This window comes from Chryseobacterium tructae (assembly GCF_030409875.1).
GTDB classification, from domain to species: domain Bacteria; phylum Bacteroidota; class Bacteroidia; order Flavobacteriales; family Weeksellaceae; genus Chryseobacterium; species Chryseobacterium tructae.
Genome location: NZ_JAUFQR010000001.1, coordinates 4,419,191 through 4,438,544 on the forward strand (window position 1 = coordinate 4,419,191; position 19,354 = coordinate 4,438,544).

General features: G+C 34.4%; 23 protein-coding genes. 7 read left to right on the forward strand and 16 right to left on the reverse strand.

The features are described from left to right. The first annotated feature begins 444 nt into the window (after positions 1-444). From QWZ06_RS21880 to QWZ06_RS21895, 4 genes are all read left to right on the forward strand, one after another. On the forward strand, positions 445-840 hold the full coding sequence (locus tag QWZ06_RS21880) for a hypothetical protein (protein ID WP_290301108.1): 396 nt from the start codon (positions 445-447) through the stop codon (positions 838-840). A gap of 233 nt (positions 841-1,073) precedes the next feature. After that, the gene (locus tag QWZ06_RS21885) at positions 1,074-1,550 is read left to right on the forward strand and encodes a hypothetical protein (protein ID WP_290301109.1); all 477 of its coding nucleotides are present in this window, start codon (positions 1,074-1,076) and stop codon (positions 1,548-1,550) included. Positions 1,551-1,561: 11 nt separating this feature from the next. Continuing rightward, positions 1,562-2,383 carry a phage tail-like protein gene (locus tag QWZ06_RS21890; protein WP_290301110.1) on the forward strand — a complete coding sequence of 274 codons (822 nt, stop codon included), beginning with the start codon at positions 1,562-1,564 and terminating at the stop codon, positions 2,381-2,383. Between the two features lie 11 nt (positions 2,384-2,394). Beyond that, the gene (locus tag QWZ06_RS21895; protein ID WP_290301111.1) at positions 2,395-3,171 is read left to right on the forward strand and encodes a phage tail-like protein; all 777 of its coding nucleotides are present in this window, start codon (positions 2,395-2,397) and stop codon (positions 3,169-3,171) included. Positions 3,172-3,246: 75 nt separating this feature from the next. Here the strand turns inward: QWZ06_RS21895 and QWZ06_RS21900 are convergent, their stop codons facing one another. Further along, entirely contained in the window at positions 3,247-4,287 is a 1,041-nt protein-coding gene (locus QWZ06_RS21900) for an NAD(P)H-dependent glycerol-3-phosphate dehydrogenase (RefSeq protein ID WP_290301399.1), read from the reverse strand. 224 nt (positions 4,288-4,511) lie between these two features. Here QWZ06_RS21900 and QWZ06_RS21905 point away from each other — a divergent pair, with 224 nt between their 5' ends. Then, positions 4,512-5,546: a M23 family metallopeptidase gene (locus QWZ06_RS21905; RefSeq protein ID WP_290301112.1), complete on the forward strand. Its 1,035-nt coding sequence runs from the start codon at positions 4,512-4,514 to the stop codon at positions 5,544-5,546. A 71-nt stretch (positions 5,547-5,617) separates the two neighbouring features. On the opposite strand, the gene QWZ06_RS21910 is transcribed toward QWZ06_RS21905, so the two are convergent. The 6 genes from QWZ06_RS21910 to bamJ all read right to left on the reverse strand — a co-directional run bounded on the left by QWZ06_RS21910 (position 5,618) and on the right by bamJ (position 10,378). Beyond that, complete coding sequence (locus QWZ06_RS21910) at positions 5,618-6,295, reverse strand: hypothetical protein (RefSeq protein ID WP_290301113.1); 678 nt, start codon at positions 6,293-6,295, stop codon at positions 5,618-5,620. Positions 6,296-6,475: 180 nt separating this feature from the next. Continuing rightward, complete coding sequence (locus QWZ06_RS21915) at positions 6,476-7,648, reverse strand: MBL fold metallo-hydrolase (RefSeq protein ID WP_290301114.1); 1,173 nt, start codon at positions 7,646-7,648, stop codon at positions 6,476-6,478. Positions 7,649-7,663: 15 nt separating this feature from the next. Continuing rightward, positions 7,664-8,317, reverse strand: a complete 654-nt coding sequence (locus QWZ06_RS21920) for an NAD(P)-dependent oxidoreductase (protein ID WP_290301115.1) — start codon at positions 8,315-8,317, stop codon at positions 7,664-7,666. Between the two features lie 61 nt (positions 8,318-8,378). Beyond that, positions 8,379-8,804 (reverse strand): Rrf2 family transcriptional regulator, encoded by a 426-nt coding sequence (locus tag QWZ06_RS21925; RefSeq protein ID WP_290301116.1) that lies wholly within the window; start codon positions 8,802-8,804, stop codon positions 8,379-8,381. 49 nt (positions 8,805-8,853) lie between these two features. After that, complete coding sequence (locus QWZ06_RS21930; RefSeq protein ID WP_290301117.1) at positions 8,854-9,804, reverse strand: hypothetical protein; 951 nt, start codon at positions 9,802-9,804, stop codon at positions 8,854-8,856. 139 nt (positions 9,805-9,943) lie between these two features. Continuing rightward, a complete protein-coding gene (gene bamJ, locus QWZ06_RS21935; protein WP_290301118.1) occupies positions 9,944-10,378 on the reverse strand; it encodes a BamJ family beta-barrel-assembly machinery protein in 435 nt (144 codons plus the stop codon). Positions 10,379-10,684: 306 nt separating this feature from the next. Between bamJ and QWZ06_RS21940 the strand changes: the two genes are divergently transcribed. Next, complete coding sequence (locus tag QWZ06_RS21940; protein ID WP_290301119.1) at positions 10,685-11,698, forward strand: catalase family protein; 1,014 nt, start codon at positions 10,685-10,687, stop codon at positions 11,696-11,698. 256 nt (positions 11,699-11,954) lie between these two features. Here the strand turns inward: QWZ06_RS21940 and QWZ06_RS21945 are convergent, their stop codons facing one another. Together QWZ06_RS21945 and QWZ06_RS21950 are read right to left on the reverse strand one after the other, a co-directional pair. Next, on the reverse strand, positions 11,955-12,368 hold the full coding sequence (locus tag QWZ06_RS21945; RefSeq protein WP_290301120.1) for a nuclear transport factor 2 family protein: 414 nt from the start codon (positions 12,366-12,368) through the stop codon (positions 11,955-11,957). Between the two features lie 3 nt (positions 12,369-12,371). Then, a complete protein-coding gene (locus tag QWZ06_RS21950; RefSeq protein ID WP_290301121.1) occupies positions 12,372-12,899 on the reverse strand; it encodes a TetR/AcrR family transcriptional regulator in 528 nt (175 codons plus the stop codon). 92 nt (positions 12,900-12,991) lie between these two features. On the opposite strand from QWZ06_RS21950, the gene QWZ06_RS21955 reads away from it, so the two are divergent. Further along, positions 12,992-13,240 (forward strand): hypothetical protein, encoded by a 249-nt coding sequence (locus QWZ06_RS21955; protein ID WP_290301122.1) that lies wholly within the window; start codon positions 12,992-12,994, stop codon positions 13,238-13,240. Positions 13,241-13,257: 17 nt separating this feature from the next. Here the strand turns inward: QWZ06_RS21955 and QWZ06_RS21960 are convergent, their stop codons facing one another. The 7 genes from QWZ06_RS21960 to QWZ06_RS21990 form a co-directional block, all read right to left on the reverse strand. Beyond that, positions 13,258-14,295: a TerC/Alx family metal homeostasis membrane protein gene (locus QWZ06_RS21960; protein ID WP_290301123.1), complete on the reverse strand. Its 1,038-nt coding sequence runs from the start codon at positions 14,293-14,295 to the stop codon at positions 13,258-13,260. Between the two features lie 87 nt (positions 14,296-14,382). Further along, positions 14,383-14,991, reverse strand: a complete 609-nt coding sequence (locus tag QWZ06_RS21965; RefSeq protein WP_290301124.1) for a TerD family protein — start codon at positions 14,989-14,991, stop codon at positions 14,383-14,385. Positions 14,992-15,056: 65 nt separating this feature from the next. Beyond that, positions 15,057-16,004 carry a hypothetical protein gene (locus tag QWZ06_RS21970; protein WP_290301125.1) on the reverse strand — a complete coding sequence of 316 codons (948 nt, stop codon included), beginning with the start codon at positions 16,002-16,004 and terminating at the stop codon, positions 15,057-15,059. A gap of 16 nt (positions 16,005-16,020) precedes the next feature. Beyond that, positions 16,021-17,196: a toxic anion resistance protein gene (locus QWZ06_RS21975; protein WP_290301126.1), complete on the reverse strand. Its 1,176-nt coding sequence runs from the start codon at positions 17,194-17,196 to the stop codon at positions 16,021-16,023. Positions 17,197-17,198: 2 nt separating this feature from the next. Next, positions 17,199-17,756 carry a TerD family protein gene (locus tag QWZ06_RS21980; protein WP_290301127.1) on the reverse strand — a complete coding sequence of 186 codons (558 nt, stop codon included), beginning with the start codon at positions 17,754-17,756 and terminating at the stop codon, positions 17,199-17,201. Further along, the gene (locus QWZ06_RS21985; RefSeq protein WP_290301128.1) at positions 17,746-18,570 is read right to left on the reverse strand and encodes a phosphoribosyltransferase family protein; all 825 of its coding nucleotides are present in this window, start codon (positions 18,568-18,570) and stop codon (positions 17,746-17,748) included. Before QWZ06_RS21985 ends, QWZ06_RS21980 begins: the two co-directional genes overlap by 11 nt. 8 nt (positions 18,571-18,578) lie before the next feature. After that, positions 18,579-19,247 carry an HAD family hydrolase gene (locus QWZ06_RS21990; protein WP_290301129.1) on the reverse strand — a complete coding sequence of 223 codons (669 nt, stop codon included), beginning with the start codon at positions 19,245-19,247 and terminating at the stop codon, positions 18,579-18,581. Positions 19,248-19,354: the final 107 nt, after the last annotated feature.

Sequence of the window (19,354 nt, forward strand, 5' to 3'; positions counted from 1 at the left end):
CGTTATTTTTTGAGTTAAACACACTTCTTAATTATGCAACATTATCTCATGGAAAGTATCGATAAAGTAACATTGAAATGATTAATAATAACAATTGCAAATATTAAATTTTTATTAAGATTCATTATTTTTTACCTCTACTATAATTCACCAAAATGTAAGTAATTATACCCTTTATTTCTTATTTAAATTTAAGTTCATTTAAGTTTATAACATAAAATACTTTAACCATAATGGTTTACGTTAATATATTTTTTCAAAAATAGGTGAAAATTATTTACAAATAAAAAGATAAAACTCACATTTTATTGATAAAAACATAATTTAATCGATTTAATTCTATAAAAAAATCATAAAATAACCATTTTTTATACGTACCTTTCAATTGATTTAATACCATATTCCTGTGTATTTAATTAAAATTATTTCGTAAACATAGTAAAGATGAAAATTGTTAACTTCGTAAGTACATTTTTCGCAACAGTGGCATTAGCCCAAAGCGGAAGTGTAGGAATCAACACGTCCAAACCGGACCCCAGTGCAATTTTGCATATCGAAAACTTCAATGGTGTTTCTGCAACGGCCACTGCCACAATATCTGGCGGAGCCATAAATGGAGTTACCATTACCAACGGCGGAAGTGGGTACACTACAGCACCTACTATTAATTTTTATGGTGGCGGATCTATTGTAAATGGCGGCACAAAAGCACGTGCTACAGCCAATCTTACTAATGGTACCATAACCAGTATCACTATTAATAATGGAGGAAGTGGCTACACAAGCACGCCAACAGTAACCATCTCAGGAGGAAATAAAGGAATACTTTCCCTAACCTGAATATTACAAATCTTGGTAGTACAACTTCTCCCGTTCCTTCTCCTGCTGATGCTCTTATTGGCTTTAATGGCGGCAATAATACCAATAATAAAGCCTTACATATTTTTAATGGCACGACTAAACAATGGCAAAGTACAATTGATGCTGAAAATACCCCTAAAGTTGCTTATTTAGATTTCACGGGAAGTCTTTCGGCATTAGATAATGCTGTTGCCGGTGCCAACACTCAATTATTGGTTAATCCTCCGGCAATCTCCGGTGTATCCAACATCAATGGTTTTAAAATTGTTCAAAATACAAGCACAGGAGGCTATTCTCTGGTTCTTCCTCAGGGAAACTACCTGGTAGAAGTAAATCTTAATTTAAATTCACCTCAAGAAAGTCCTTCCGGGCAAGGTGGTACAGCTCCTCTTTCCGGTAGTACTTATTATCTGATGGGGTATTTTATAGATTTTACCAACGATCAGTATAATAACACAACCAATACATTTGTATCAGGAGCTAATACAAGAAAAGAAGTCCCGATTGTTTCTAAAGTAAACACCAACCATTTGGCGACATGGTCTTACTATTATACTGTACCGGCTAATGCTAACGCCAATATCATTGGAGGGCTAAGATTACGACTGGGACGAATGCAAAATAGTACTTTTTATGATCTAGTCAATGTAATGCCAACCGGATCCTATATTAAAATTTCACAACTTTAAAAACAAAACACATGAAAAAAGGTTATATCCTCCTATTATTAATTATAGGGCAAATATTATATGCGCAAGTAGGAATTGGGAAAACCGCATTAAACGCCTCAGCTGTATTGGAAGTATCTGAATCTACCAATAAGGGAGTTCTTCTTCCAAGGGTTGATATCATAGACATATTGAACAATAGTACTCCTGTAGCTAATCCCGCAGAAGGTCTTATCGTCTACAATAAAGGAAACTCCATTAGTCCTGGTCTTTATATATGGAAAAACAACAGATGGACTCAGATGGCTGATACCTATAATCTTGTAAGTTATATGATTCTTCAACGTTCTACAGATTATACGATGCTGGGAAATCTTGCCAATGGTACTTTTAAAAATTTCACGGATGCTTCTTTTACAGTACTCTCAAATGATATCGGAGCATCTTACAACACCACATCAGGAGCAATTACGCTTCCTGGAAACAGTGGCTATCTGGTTAATATATGTCTTAATATAAAGACTACATTGGAAAGTAACACGGCTGGAATTGGAGGCACTCCTATTCATTTGCATCAATATCTTGTAAAACTTGTTGACCCAGTTTCGGGCACTCAATATGGAAAAACGATAAGCATCAATGCACAATCCATAGCAAGTAATAAAACCCATACCTTAAATATGAGTTTTTCCTTTGTTTCTACTTCCACAACTCCTATTACATTAGTTCCGTCTATTGCTCATGATGCAGGAGGAACTTATCAATCGGGATCAGGAGGAACCACTCCCAATAACGGAGAAATTATTATTACCAATACTAAAGTTGATATTCAAAGATCAGCCCTTAATCAATAATTAATATTACAATGAAAAAACATATTTATATTGCTTGTATGGCTATCATGCTATTAAGTACGTCCATAAAAGCGCAAGTTGGTATTAATACAAGCACTCCTAATGCAAGCAGTGTCTTGGATATTAATTCATCCAATAAGGGAGTACTTTTCCCTCAATATGATCTTACTGTACTCAACAGTACAACCACGCCAATTGCTAATCCTGCAGATGGTCTGATGATTTATAATAAAGGAGGAGTTTCTACTTTTCCCAAAGGATATTATGTATGGGTCAGAGATCAATGGCAGCGTTTTATACTTGCAGGAACAGAGCCTCAATCGATGTCTTTAATCATCAATTCTGGTGTCTTAATTCCTACCGGAAGTACTAATAATACCCTTACCAATTTTACTGTAGCAGCTAATAAAATTACAGCAGCTTCACTAGGGACAGATACGTCTACGATTACTTTACCAGCTGGTACCTATATCCTTCGATATTCTGTAGATTCCAGTAATGCCAATAACAATAACGGAACTACCAATACCCAATATCTTTCTCAAAATTTCACCTGTACACGATCATATATGATTAATGCAGTAACGGGAACAAATATTACAGAAACCAATAGGATGTGTCAGTTATCAAGCTCTTTTACCTTTTTTCAGGGAAGCTATTTTTTAACTTTAACGGCTCCAACCACTATTCGTCAAAAATTTGAATTTGATACGGGAAACGGATTTACGGCCAGTAATCTGAATATCCGTTCTTCATTGGCTCTTATTATCACTAAAATGAGCCAATAAAAAAAGACTTAAGTATAGAACTTAAGTCTTCAATATAATTTAAAAAAACAGGGTTCTGTTTACAGAGCCTTGTTTTTAATTAAGTTTTGCTGTGAGTTTCTTAAACTGTTTTTCTGCATTTTTACCTTCATAAAGAATAGCATATACGGTATCAATAATCGGTAATTTCAGATTTTTCTGTTTTGAAGTCTTATAAATAGATTGTGCAGCATAATATCCTTCTGCCACCATATTCATCGATTGGATCGCTGATTTCACAGTATATCCTTTTCCGATAAGATTTCCAAGGTTTCTGTTTCTTGAGAAAAGTGAATAAGCAGTTACCAAAAGATCTCCCAGATAAGCACTTTCATTTACATCTCTTGGAGCTTCATAGATTGCCTCCAGGAAAATTTCCATTTCACGGATCGCATTGGATACAAAAACAGCCGTAAAATTATCTCCATACCCTAATCCACTTGCAATTCCTGCTCCGATGGCAAAAATATTCTTAAGAATGGCACTGTATTCATTTCCGAGAATGTCTTTGCTCGTTTGTACCTTAATGAAATCTGAGCTGAAAATTCCTTCCAGCTTTTCTGCTGTTTCATCTTCTACCGTAGCAATGGTAAGATAAGAAAGTCTTTCCATCGCAACTTCTTCAGCATGACAAGGCCCTGCAATTACTGCCTGATTCCTAAAACCAATTTTAAATTCATCACGCAGATAATGGGCTACCACATCATTTACCTTAGGAATAATCCCCTTAATTGCAGAAACAAAGATCTTATCTGAATAATCACAAGTCATCTTGTCCATTGTATCGGAAAGATAAATGGAAGGTGTCGCCAATACAATGACATCACAGGCAGAAACCAGTTCGTTGATATCTGTGGTCAATTTTAAACTCTTCAGGTTAAAATGAGCAGCGGTAAGATAAGTCGGGTTATGTCCACGAAGCTCAATCGCTCCTTTTACAAACTCACTTCTTACGCACCAGTGCACAACTTTGCAATTTTCAACAAGCATTTTTACGATAGCAGTTGCAAAACTTCCGCTTCCTACTACTCCTACAGAAACATCCTTTTTAGTCTTTTTTGGATTCGAAGATTCTGAAATAATTTTCTTTTTAGCCATAATTGGAATGTGAACTGCAAATATATTAAACATAGATTTAACAAGATGCCTGAAGGTATGATAAAAACGATTTTCTGAAAAAAATAATGCATCAACACAATTAAATATACAATTTAACGTTAGATACAGAAAAAACTGAATTTTAACTAAGAATAACTAACAAACCTTATTTTTAATTAAATTTACAGCCCTAAAACCGTTTTAAATATTCTAAGAGAGGAAATATGAAAAAATTTCTAAACAGCAAGAAGAACGTAAACATTCTCCTGGGAGGACTTTTACTAGTAGTTTTTGCACAAGGTATCTTTATTGCCAAGCTCTTCTCAGAAAGAGATGACAAAATGTATGAGGTAAACCTTGTAAAAATAAACACTGAAAAAGACAGTGTAGATTACCTGAAAATGAAAACTGATCTTACTCTTGTAGATCAGACAGTTTCTCAACTGAACTCTTTCCTGAAGTCTAAAGACATTTCGAATGAAAAGCTCATGATGCTTGATCAGGACAGTATTGCCAATTCTATTTACCTTTCCAAGCAAGCCAACCGATATAGCCAATATCTGATGGATCTGCAGAAAAAACTGATGCAGGTTCCATTGGGAATGCCTACTGATGGATATATTTCATCTAATTTCGGAATAAGAAAAAATCCAATTCCATTTAAAACTGTTTTTGCTTCGGTAAGGCCAAGTGCTGCTACCGAAGCTAAATCTGTTGCTGTGGCAGCTCCAAAACCTGAAGTAAAAGCTGAGCCTGTAGAAAAAATTGTTGAGCTTACAGACAGCTATGGAAATAAAAGAGAAGTGAAAGTAATGGTAACTCCAAAAGCGGCGCCTGTAGCTTCTGCACCGGCAGCCTCAGCTCCTGCTACAAAAGCAGTTGCTGGAACAGCCACTTCTAAAACAGCTCCTATGGAAAAAAATAATCCTCCTGCTGAAGCGGATCAGATGCAGTTTCATAAAGGATTGGATATTGCTGTTGCATTCGGTTCTGATGTAAGGGCAGCCGCTGCCGGAACGGTTATTTTCTCCGGACAGAAAGGAGGTTACGGAAACTGTGTCATTGTTTCTCATGGAAATGGATTAGCAACACTTTATGGCCATTTATCACAGCTTGTTTCTAAAGTGAATGATAAGGTAAAAGTAGGTCAGGTAATTGCAAAATCCGGAAATTCAGGTCGCTCTACCGGCCCTCATCTTCATTACGAAGTACATAAGAACAATACTCCGATAAATCCGAGATTGTTTATGAATCTATAAAAAATAAGGCTGCCCAATCATGGACAGCCTTTTATTTTTATTATGCAATATCTGTAAACAATAGAAGTTTGTTATGGAAATTCAAGATTTAAAAGTTTTTTAGTCTTTCTATTGAATACAAGGTTAATAAAAGGAAACTTAGTATCTCTCTTACCTACTTCCCGGATTAATATTGTACTCCCTAAATTCGAATCATCAAAAAATTCAAATCCCTGAAATTGTATTTTTTCAATGGAGCCCAATTTTGAATCTATGTCAGCAAGTCCATCTTTTAGGAGCTTATCCTGCGGTTTAAATTTAGGATCAAACATTTCAAGAATTTCATCATAATTTTTATTTATTAAAGCCGAATTCAACCTATCAATTTCAGGATAAATATTTTTAATTTCATCTAATTCTTCTTTAGAAAAGGATTTCAAAATATTGGTACCATCAGATAAAATTATTTTTGTTTTAATGATATCATATTTTTCTGCATTTTGGTTTTGATAAATTATATAGGCAATATTAGCAGCATTTGATATTGATCGATCAGGCTGCCTATTCATAAGCTCGCTTCCTTTAATGCTTAACTCAAAATAATTATTACTTTTACTATTAAAAAATTCTGCCCCTTTTATAGTCTCTACACTACCTCCATAGAATTTTTGAACTTCTTCAATGGATTTTTTATCTTCGGGTGTTGTGGCTATTTTGCTACAACTCATCAAAAGCAATAATAAAAAAGGTAAAATTTTAATTGATCTCATATTGGTTATTCTTTTATTGATTAAAAATCAGTACCATTTCAAAGCCTTATACAAAAGGAATTTTAAAGAAAAGCACCAGCCAGAAAAGCGAAATCAAAGATATACAAATTGTTTACCCTTTCAATTCCAAATATAAAAAAAGTACATACATTGACTGTATGTACTTTTGAAAATTACTTTTTATTTTAAAATCTTAAGAGTCCCTTTAGGATGAGTGAAAGTACCGTCTTTTCCGGCAATATTAGAATACACTATATTTTTGTTGTAATCCTGAATATGAGTTACATTGAATCCCAGGTGAGGTTCATGCCAATACACCATAAAAATATTCTTTGCTACTTCTACTGCAGTATATTCTACAGTATCTGTACTGTTTATTGAACTTCCGGCAGTTCCGGTAAATGTCATTGTTTTATTATCTTTAAAATCTAAAAGGAATTTTACCGCTCCAAAGTCAACTTCTACCTTCTTCCCGATGACCGGATATGGTGATTTTAAATCCCAATCCATTTCGCCCAAGAAAACTTTTACGCCCATTTCCAATTCATCTTTTCCGGGAAGATTAGGAAATCTCTTTACCATAAAATTTACAATGGAAGATGAAGTTTTATTTTCAGTAACGGCTTTCTTGTAATTTTCAAGATACGCTTTTACGAAATCCAGAGAGGCTGGAGACAAAGACTGTTTTGCAAAATGTGATGGAATAACCTGTTGAGGTCTTAGAGAACTCATTGCAGCAATCTGTCCGATCCATTGGTCAATAGCTTTTACATTCTGAGTATCTGCCATCCAAAGATGTGAATCTATGGAAACTGAAATTCCGCCTGCAATCGTTTCGATAGATGGAATCCAAAGAAAGCTGTGCGCCGGATCTTCAGGATTTTGTTTGATTTCAATTTTGTTTCCTTCAAGATCAGGGATGGAAGTAACAGCTTCCGGAATAATGATTTCTGATGGAGCATCTGCTTTTAACTGTGGTTTCCAAACAGCCATTTTATCATCCTTTGAAGCGGAAATAAGATAAGCCGTCTGTGCTGTAGAAATAATTCTTACGTTAGGAAAAGCTTTTTTAATCACGTCCAATCCAAAATAGAAATCCGGATCACTGTGAGAAATAAAAACGGTCTTCAAATTTTTTCCGGTTGCTTTTATTTCTTGTACTAATTGTTCAGCATATTGCTTTTGAAACTGAGCATCAATAAGCATGGCATCTTTGTCTCCATAAATAAGGGTAGACGTAATTGGAAAAATAGCCTTGGTTCCGGGATTGTATACTTTTACTTTCAGATTTCCTGCAAATATGCTGATGAAACCCAGAATGGTCATTAATGATAATAACTTTCTTTTTAACATTTTGTTCTTTTTAGATTAATAAGCGGCTGTAAAACGTTCGCGGATATGGTTGTTCTGCTCAAGTTCATCCACCAAAGCTACCGCTACATCTTCTACTGAAAGACGGCTTCTTCCTTCTGCATCGAATACAGGAGTTTCCAGTGATGTTCTGTATTTTCCTGTTCTTGAGCCTACGTTAGCCTGATTCATTTCTACTGCAGGGCTGAAGAACGTCCAATCTAAAGTATTATTTTCTTTGATCTTATTTAAATAATCTCTTGCAGCGGTTGCTCCCGGTTTGTAAGCATCCGGAAAGTCAGGGGTGTCTACAATCTGAACATGATCCGGTGTGTAAAGACTTCCTGCTCCTCCTACAACGATCAGTCTTTTTACTCCTGACTCTTCTACTGCTCTTTGAATATTTTCAGAACCATTCAAAAAGTCGTTGTAAAGATTAGGGTTTGTCCATCCTGCATTGAATGCACTGATTACCGCATCACTTCCTTTTAATGCATCAGCTAATTCTGCCACATTATTTACATCTACGCTTTTTGCTGTTACATTTTCTTGTGTTTTTACCTTCGATGCGTCTCTTACTACAGCTTCAACTGCATATCCTCTCTCTGCTAATTCTGCTACGATGTGTGCTCCTACAAATCCTGTTGCACCAATTACTGCTACTTTTTTCATAATGTTTTATTTTTTTTAATTAAATTGTAATAAATTTTGTTACATTTAAGGGTAAAAAATTTTATTCGAACTGATCTGCGAATTTTTGCAAAGATTTGTCTCCTAAAAAGTTACTTACCAACTGATCTGTCTCTTCAAATAATGTATTTAAATGACTATTGATTTCTTTTCCTACACTACAGGCAGGATTAGGATTTTGATTTTTCTTTCCCAATACTTCTGTATTCTTTACGGATCTGTAAATCTCAGAAATTGTAATATTTTCTGCGTCTTTTGCAAGCTGACTTCCTCCTTCTTTTCCTTGTCTGCTGATAATCAAACCTGATTCCTTTAATACACTGATTTCTTTACGTACAATGACAGGGTTTACATTAATACTCCCGGCAATCCAATCAGAAGTAAGCCACTCCTGAGGACTTTCGCCAATAAGGTCATGATATGTATTGCCGTAGCAAATCTTGTATTGTTCATTGTAATTACTCTGCAAAGATACACAAATTTTAATTGTAACAAAACATATTACAGTTAAATTTTTCTTAAAGGATTAATTTATCCAGATCCAGCAGTAAATAATTGATGTTTTGATTGATGGTTCTTGTTGCCGATTGCATCTGATTGAGCATAGCCGCCCGATTATGAAGATCATCTGCCCTATAAAATCCACCATCACTGAAAATAACAGACTGATCTGCTGCCGCTTTATTATCATCAAATTGATAATGCAGCCATCTTTCTTTCATATTTCCGATAATGGATCTTTCTTCCCTATTGGAAAATTTTTTCTCAGTATACATATACCATATAAACGGCGGAAAGTTTGGAGATTCAAGTTTTCCACGCCATATATCTCTCAAAAGGTTTCTCTGATGAATAAATTCTACTTTTTTTCCTTTCGGATTAAGAGTTGCCAAACCGAAGCCTGCTCCCAAAACCCCACCTCCAATTCCAATAGCATTATCCCAGCCATCGCTTTTCACAATTCCACCGGCAATAGATGAGGCTGCTCCTGCAATAATTGAATATAAGATCAATTTATTATTTCTGGATGAATTAAGATTATCTACATAATTGCCTATTTGTGCTACTCTCTCCCCTTCACAATCAAATTCTGCTGCAACGGCATCCAATTCTGTCAAAGCAATTGTAATTCTGCTGTTGATTTTGCTTTTAAGCTGTAAAATTTTAACCTGAGAAGCCAGAGATGAGTCTTTTTTAAGATCAATAATTTTATGGACTTCATCCAGGTTATTCAATGCATTTAAGATCAGAATACTCTGGTCGGAAAACATTTCTTTAAGCCCATTATTAGCTGTTAAAATAGAATCGGAGTTGTAAGAAGGAACTTTATTACCGTAATTATACTTAAAGGGAGCTTTACAATAGCTGTCCTTCAAGGTAAGTATATTCTGTTGGATGAGCTGATTCTTCTTGGAAACACAAGAAGTAAGCAGACCCAAAGCGATAAAGAGGGAAAAAAGCTTTTTCATGCAAACTAGTTTTTGTGCAATACTGAATCATTGTTAGAAATCATCCATTAATTTCAATATAATTCATCAATACGAATATAATACAAATAAAAAAAATTACCTGAAATCAGGTAATTTTTTAATCTATTTTTAAGCTGGATTATTTAATACCCAGTAATTCTACTTCAAAAATAAGAGTACTGTTTGGTCCGATCTCTTTGCTGATTTCCTGATCGCCATATGCTAAATGCGGTGGAATAATCAGTCTCCACTTACTTCCAACAGGCATTAGCTGAAGTGCTTCCGTCCAACCTGAAATCACTCTGTTCAGTGGGAAAGATGCCGGAGTACCTCTTTTTACAGAGCTATCAAAGACCTTTCCGGCGATGGTAGTTCCATGATAATGGCATTTTACAGTAGATTTAGGCCCTGGTTTTGCACCTTCACCTTCAGTGATAATTTCATATTGCAAGCCGCTTGGTAATTGAACAACACTTTCTCTCTTACCGTACTCTTCCATATATTCTTTACCGTCCTTAAGGTTTTTTTCGGCTAATTCTTTTTTACGCTTAAATAACAAATCTGCTACTCCCATATTATAATTTTTTACAAAGATAAGGCTTTTTTAGAGTTGAAAGATGGGTGCTGAAAGACCGAAATCTAAAATTCATCTCATGAAATGGCTATCAGCCTTTTTCTAAATCCTTTTGCCAATCAGGTTTAACAAATTACATTAATAACTAATTATCAATACATTAAATGAAACAATAGTAAAAATTCAAATTTTACGGTATTCCATTTTGCCAGCCCTTTTATCAGGCTTACTTAAAATTCAAATAATTGTAATAATCTCTTAACACAAATTCCGAAACTTGGCGTTATAATTGGATTTAAAAACTAAATGCCAAATCCGATAATATATAATAAGAAGTTTGATGAACTTAATGAAGAGGAGAAAAAACTTCTTGAGATCAATAAGAAATCAATTGCAGATTTTGTTGAACAATCCTCTTCCATTAGTGATGTCAATTATGCTACAAGAAACGCTCATGCGAAAACTTATGCCGTAGCCAGGGGAACATTTTGGGTAGATCCGTCTATTCCGGAGTTTTTTAAACCTTTTTTTGATAGTGAAAAATTTGATTTATTCATAAGGCTTTCCAATGCACAAATGAAGATTAAAAACTCAAAAAGAGATCTTCCCGCTTATGGTTTTGCTGTTCAGATCAGAGATGAAAATAATAACCTGCTCTCCAATTATCCATTGGCGAACTTTCCGCTATTCCCGGTTAATTCTGTTTCTACCTTTTTAAAATTGTTTACAGCCATTAATGAATCTTATATCAAAAGCTGGAGCAGTCTGTTTTCTTTGATCATGCAAATCATCAAAACCATTCCATCTGTTTTAACAGTTTCATTTATCAGAAATGCTTTAAAATTGTTTAGCAAGAGAAATGATTTTATCCTCTCTTTTGACTATCATTCTGTGGGGGCTTATCGTCTCGGTGATTATATGATGAAAATAAAGCTGAGCCACAAGTCTGTTAATAAGAATATGGATAAAAGACAAAATATGAAAAAGGCTTTAAAAAATTATTTCCAGAATAATGATTTTACGGCGGATGTTTTGATTCAGCTTTGCTATGATCTGAAAGACCAGCCTATCAATAAGCTTAATACAGAGTGGAAAAATTCGCCCTATATTAAAATTGGTGAGGTTAAAATAGAGAAGAACTCTTTATTGGATCCCCGTGATTGTAGCAATGAATTGCTTTCATTCAATCCTTTTGAGAGTAAAACGATATTCCAGCCTGTAGGAAAGATCCAAAAATTACGGGATGGCGCTTATAAAGTATCTATTCAGACCCGAAGAAAGATCAATACCCTTTTGCATGGAAAAAAGAGTGAGTTATAGATTTTTTGGCTGTTAACCTTTTAAAATACTATGAATACACAAATTAATTCCACTTACATACAACCCCTATATATTTATGTGGTTAAATATCATCACCACACAGTCAATACAAAGAGCATTTGTATGCATTTTCATTGCTGAGAATCTTTGATTCTCTTGCGTCTTAAAACAGTTAGTTTTATAATTCTTTGCGCCCTTTCGTTTTCCAACAATAAGACTTTCTTAAATATTGCTGATTATACAGATCTTTATTCTTTTACTTAAACTTTCGTTCTTCCTCTTTTATAGCCAGATCATTAATGCTTGCATATCTTTTAGCCATCAAACCGTTTTCATCAAATTCCCAGTTTTCATTACCATATGCTCGGAACCAATTTCCTTCTTTGGTTTGGTATTCATATTCAAAACGAACAGCAATACGGTTTTCTGTGTGTGCCCAATATTCTTTCTTCAATTTATAATTGAGCTCTTTTTCCCATTTCTTCTGAAGAAATACAACAATTTCTTCTCTTCCATTGACAAATGTATCTCTGTTTCTCCATTCGCTGTCTATTGTATAAGCTTTGGAAACTTTTTCAGGATCCTGACTGTTCCAGGCATCTTCTGCCATTTGAATTTTTTGCTTCGCCGTTTCAAGAGTGAAAGGAGGAAGCGGATGTTTCTGTTCCATTGTTTAAGGGATTAAATTGGTGATTATTTTTTTTGATTTTTCAATCAATTCATTCGATCTAAATAGCTGGCTTTCTATAATACTGCTTTCAAAAAGCATATAGATATGATCGGAAACTACCTTATCTTTTATCAATTCTAAAAAATAATTCCTAAGATCTGATTTGTGAGACTGAATCACATTCAGGATTTTAACATTATCCATGGGGATTTCCGATAAAATATTAAGAAAACTACAGCCTCTGAAGCTCTCTTTTCCATTCATATAAATCAGAAAATCAAAAGCGCTAATAATCTTTGAATGGAGGTTTTTTGACTGGGCAGAAAAAGTATGAAGTTCATTAAACCAATACGTATGTCTTACGTTCAGAAATTCTACACAAAGATCTTCCTTCGATTTAAAATGAAGATAAAAGCTTGCTTTGGCAACCTCCGCTTCTGAAATAATCTGGTTAATTCCTGTAGAATTATATCCTTGTTTGGCAAATAAACTGAATGTGGTTTCTATAATTCTTTCTCTTGGAGTCTTCATATTATTTTTATTCTGTAAGGCAAATATAGAACAAAAAAACACAATAGACAAACTTGTCTGTCTGTTCTTTTTTTTTAGATGGAAGATAGAAGATGGAAGATAGAGGTACTGTTTGTACTGTTGATAACTATTCAGCTTCTTATTATATTATTCCTGCTAAAATGCAGATCAGTTATTCTTTCGTCTATAAGAACTTCCCTCTTCCAGCCTCCATCTTCCATCCTTATCAAAATGCTCATTCGTTAAAATACAGATCAATTAATCTTTCGTCTATAAGGTCTTCCAGCTCCCATCCTCTTCTCCACAAAAAAGCCCCCAAGATTAATTCTCAGGGGCAATAATTTATATATCAATATACTTAGTCCAACTTCTCTTTTTCCTCTTCTTTATCAGGAAACATAATGGATAGAATAACCGAGATCACCAATACACCCCCTACAATTCCTAATGAAATCGGTGATGAAATATGATACCATGGTGCAATAAGCATTTTAACTCCAATAAATGACAGGATAATAGCCAATCCATAAGGAAGTTTGCTGAACATATGAATAAAGTTTGCCAATAGGAAATATAATGATCTAAGACCTAAAATCGCAAAAATATTTGATGTATAAAGAATAAATGGATCATCTGAAATGGCGAAGATCGCTGGAATAGAATCTACAGCAAAAAGAACGTCTGTAAACTCGATAACTCCTACTACCACTAATAGCGGTGTTGCCATTTTAATCCCGTTCTGAATGGTGAAGAACTTATCTCCATCATAATTGTCAGAAACTTTCCAGAAGCTTTTAATCAACCTTGCTCCCGCAGTATTGCTGTAGTCTTCATCATCGTCATCGTCTCCGTCGCCCCACGACTTGATCCCAGCATATACAAGGAATAAACCAAATAAGGTCATTACAATATTGATTTTCACTGGAGTTCCGAAAATATCCATTTCAGGAAGATAAGTAAGATTGATCAATCCCACACCTGCAAAAATGAATATCGCTCTGAAGATCAATGCTCCAATAATTCCCCAGAAGAGAACCTTATGATGAAGGAATTTCGGCACTTTAAAGAACCCGAAAACAAGAATAAATACAAATAAATTATCTACGGAGAGGGCTTTCTCAATCCAGTAAGCCGCCTGATACTGGGTAAACTTCTCTACTGCCAGTGCATGGCTTTCAGGGGTTCCATCTGTATTGAAAACCCAATATACCACTCCTGAAAAGACCATGGATAATGAAATCCACACGATAGTCCAGATCGTAGCTTCCTTAGACGATACTTCATGACTTTTTTTGTTGAAGATTCCTAAATCCAGAAGCAGCATGATAACGACTGTTATCGCAAATCCCCACACCAGACCTGGGTGCAGTTCTAAAATACTTTGATGTTTTTCCACTTGACTAATGTGTTATTATATGATAAAAGCAATAGATGTACAAAGTACAAATATTGCTATTTTATTTACATTTTGATGTATAGACAATTATAAGTAATTCATCTGAACCGTTTGGATCGTCTGCTCCAGTTTTCTATCAGCAGTTGGATCTCCAATGGCGTTGAATTTCCATTCTCCGTTTCTTCTGTAGAAAACTCCCATTACCATCGCAACATGTCCTTTGAAAGAAGCATCATTAGCGATATCATATTTAGCAAAAACTTCTTTTACATTGGTAGGAGTTCCTTCATAAATACGGATAGAAGCAAAAGGAATGGTTCCGAAATCCTGCCCTTTATAGCTGTTCAATACCATTGCCACGTGATCTACATTAGCATCCAGATTACTAAAATCTACAGTAATCACTTCGTTATCTAAACCATCATCACCGTTTACGTCACCTGTAAGATCGTCTCCACTGTGTCTTACAGATCCATTTTTGGATTTCAGGTTTCCGAAATAGATTACTTCTGTTACATTTTTGTTTGAATCGTATAAAATACAGCTTCCATCTAAGTCTACTGCTTCTTTTTTAGTTCCGAATAGTCCTTTTTTTTCAATTGCTCCCCAGTTGATTCCTACACAAGCTTGGGAAAGTTCAGCTCCGTTTTCTTTTTTAAGGTTGATTCTCTGACCTTTTTGTAAGTTGATAGCCATCTTTTTATGTTTAGTTGTTATTTACATTTTTGCGAAAATATCATTCGCTTTTTTCAAATTTCGTTTTACTGATTATTCAGGTTTAAATTAAGCATTGCCCGCAGAATATTCGTTTCTTCATCAAAGTCAAATATTTTGCTCATAATATCTATATTTTCAAGATTTCTTAGATAATCTTTCAAGACAGCTTCTACCTCGGGAGGTAAATTGCGTTTTCTTTCATTCATAGTATCTTCCAGCTGTTCATTTTTATTTTTCAGCTGATCAATAATGGTACTTTGATTCGATTGATTCTCAGAAATATCAAGTTTATCCAGTTCTTTGTCGAAAAGATAAAGCTTTTTATCATCCACACTGAAAATAAAATGATCATCTGTCTGAAAGATCTTGAAAAGTTCATATTCATGGGTTCCAATAAGATAGCCACAAACAAAACGGACTTTAAATCCTTGTATATTTAACCTTCCCAATAGTTTTCTCTCAATGGAATAATCTCTGTATTGATAAGCGGGAAAATTTTCAGCTTTTAGCAGAGATTCATCTGCTTCTGTTCTGTAAAATTCTTTAGCATACTTTTTATGAAAATACAATACATTATCCCAATTGGCTGTAAAAATATCTTCTGTAAGGTCTTTATACAAAGTTTTCAAGTGTTGTGAGAATATACCACTGTACATTTTCCTGTCAGTCTGAAAACTATCTACCTGTCTTTCTTCAAAGCTTGAAATATATTTTTTATTGATGTCAATTTCATTAAGAACCGCCAGCATATCATTTTCCTTTTGCCTTTTTATCTTCGTCAAAAGTTCTATGAGACTGTCGGTATACTGCAGGTGAAAAAGTTCCAGTTTATTATAATCCAGAGCCGTATTTTCCTGGAACAGATTGTGGATAATATCAGTTTTGATGTAAATCGATATTATGTCAATATGTTCAAAAAAATTAGCCAGAAGCTTAAGTCTTGTTAACCTTCTTCTGCTCTGTGACAATATGGTTGCTGCATCTTCCCCCACCTTAGTACCCTAAAAATTAACCTCTGACATTTGCTTTCAATTCGTGCTCCAATGTCTGAAGATCCTGATCCAGCTTTCTTCTATTGTCAGCTCCTTGTTTCTGAATCTGTTTCACTTCATTTAATGTATTGATCAACATTGAAGTTGTTTCTCTTAATGTTTCCACAGATACAATAGTTTGTTCATTAGCTCTCGCTACATTCACTGAGTTCTGACCGAGACGCTCTGCATTCTTTCTTAAAATTTCTTCTGTAGTAGAAGATACTTTCTGCTGAATTTCAATACTCTGCTGCTGTCTGTACATCGCAACGGCAAGTGAAAGCTGATTTTTCCATAAAGGAAGCGTAGTGGTAAGAATAGTCTGTGCTTTTTCTGCAATAGAAACGTTGTTATTCTGAACCAATCTAATCTGAGGAAGTGACTGCATCATGATTACACGCACCACTTTAAGATCAGCCATTCTTCTGTCTAATCTTGCAATGAAATCTCTCTTATCTGCAATCTGATAGTCCTGAAAATTCTGTGGAGCAGTTTCCATCTGAGCTAACTCGACAGCGGCTCTTTCCATTCTGATATTTCCTGCAATCACAAGTTCTTCAATTTGTTTGATAGAATTTACATTGCTTTCAAAAATCGTCTGAAGAACTGCGTTATCCTTTGTAGAAGTAATGATTCCTGCATTTACTTTATATGAGATCTGCTCAATATTGTTAATGATTTTATCATATTTTGTAAACAGGTTTTCTACCTGAGTTATTACCTTCTTCATGAATGGTAATTTGCTCAGGAAGCTTTTTACTTTATTTCCATTAAGCTCTTCTACGTCTACATAGTTCAGCTCTACCAACAGGTCATTGATAAGCCCTCCAACTTCTCCCGAGTTTGATCTTCTTACATTTCCTAAGAAGCTATCACTCTGGTTAGTTAATGTTTTCTGAAGTTCTGCTCCAAAATTCACAATAGATCCCGGATTAGCTTCATCAATAGAGTTGGCTAAAACTTCATATTTTTGGCGTTCTTCCGACTGTAATTGAGTCAGGTTTACATTTCCCTCTCTATCTACAAGCACTGCTGGTGCTGCATTTTGAACAGGCTGCGCCGGTGTTGGCGGAACCATTGGTGTAGGTTCAAATGTTCTAAGAGGTTCAATTGATCCAAGTGGATCTATAGGTTGATTTTCTTGATTGTCCATAATTACTTTTGATAAATTGATACAAATTTCTCAAGGCCGTCTCTTTGTCCTGCTCCTACAGCCTCAAATTTCCATTCTCCATTTCTATTGTAGATTCTTCCGAATTCTACAGCCGTTTCGATGGAAAAGTCTTCGTCTAATTCATATTTTAAGATCTCTTCATTCGTATCGGTATTGAAAATTCTGATGAAAGAATTTCTTACCTGCCCGAAGTTTTGTCTTCTTGAATCAGCGTCGTGAATGGTTACTACAACTGTAATTTCCTTTATTGAATCATCAATTTTTGTAAGGTCGATCTTAATTTGCTCATCATCTCCCGATCCTTCTCCTGTAAGGTTATCTCCAGTGTGGATTACGGCTTTGTCCGGAGACTCAAGGTTATTATAAAAAATAAAGTGATTATCTGAAACTAATTTTTTGTCGTCACCTAATAAAAATAAAGAAGCGTCAAGGTCAAATGCAGTTCCTGTAGAAGTATTATTGATATCCCATCCTAAACCTACAGTGAATTTAGGTGCGTTGATGTTTTCTCTTTGTCCTTTTTGTAAGTTAATAGCCATAATATAATTCCGTTTGTGTTAAAGTATTGATGTTATTTTTATATTCTTTTATTAAATGATAATTGTTACTGATGGCAAGCTCCAGCAGGAGGTCCATCTGTTCCTTTTTTACTTTAGACGTAAGATAATCAAAATTACTTGAATCCAGGCCTAAAATATATTTTACAATCCTTGTATTGAATTGAAAACTGGATTTATTCATTACTTCTACAATATGCTTTACATTGCTTACCGCATAATAATTGAAAAAGTTCTCAATTTTAGGATCGAGATCAAAATTCATCAGTTCAGCATAATACAGGAACATAAAGTCTGCTTCCACATCGTATTCATTCAGGATTCTGTTCACCGTATATTCATGACTTCCGGTAATTTTTATATCGTCTATAAAAATACAAAGTTTTCCTCGTAAAAAGTCTTTATCAATATAATAAGTATCATTGGCTATCAGATTTTTACGATCTTCAAAATTAAGATTCCCATAATCTGTAATATAAGTATGATTTCTATTAATTTTAGATAAAATACTGGATTTTTTTTCTTTCTGAAACAGATAATAATCTAGATATTTTTTAAAATAAAAACATAGAAAATTGGAAGCTGTAGGAATCGCCATATAAGGACTTGGAAGTACTACGATTTCTTTATCTGTATTGAAAAGCTCTTCATTTTCGGAAACAAATCCGTCGAATAATTCTTTTGCAAATTTTTCAGCATACGACTTATCGCCATATTTGAAATAGCTGTATTCTGCCGGTGAGAAAGTAAACTCATCCGCTGAATGAATGTGGTGTAAGCTGTACCTTTTGTTCATGTTTATGGTTAGTGTTTAAGTAAATATGCGCTGAACCCGAAGTCTGTAGCTCCTTTATAATCGGCAACAGGATTGTCTCCGATGTGCAGGATCTGGCTTAACGGAAGATCCTGATCTTTAATATTTTTCTGTACTTCCTGAAAAATAAGCGGGTTCGGTTTTGAACAGTTGATTTCGTCTGAATAAATATGGAAATCTATATACTGATCCAGGTTTTCATGAATCAGGAACTTTCTCATTGTTTTTCCTTTGATAAATCCTGTGTTACTCAGTATATTGATGGTTTTTCCTTGATTTTTAATATTATCAAAAAAATCATGAATATCATCAAAAATAATAACAGGTTTATATTCTAAAAACAATTCTTCACTTTTTACATAAAACTCGTTCAGCTTTTCTTTGTTTAAAAGCTTTATATCCACATTCAATGCGCCAAGAATCATCAGATAAATCTCAAAAGTGTCTATATTCCCGCCTGTAACCTCATTAATTGTATTACAAAGATCGTCGTAATATTTTACAGCTTTAGCAACTTCATCAATGGGTTTGTCTACATTAAAAAACGAGGCGAACAGCTCAACTCTTTTTGCTTTAAATTCAGGATGAGATTTGATTAGGGTAAGCCACAAGTCAAAGGAAAAATGACAGTGGTTGTGAATGTCGATATCTGTTTTCAATATATTTTAAGTTAAAAGTTTTATTTAGCTTTCTTGAAAAAGATTTAAAATTTATTAATCATCAACAAGTGTTTAGTTCTCTATTCTTCCCAAAGATAAAATTTTTA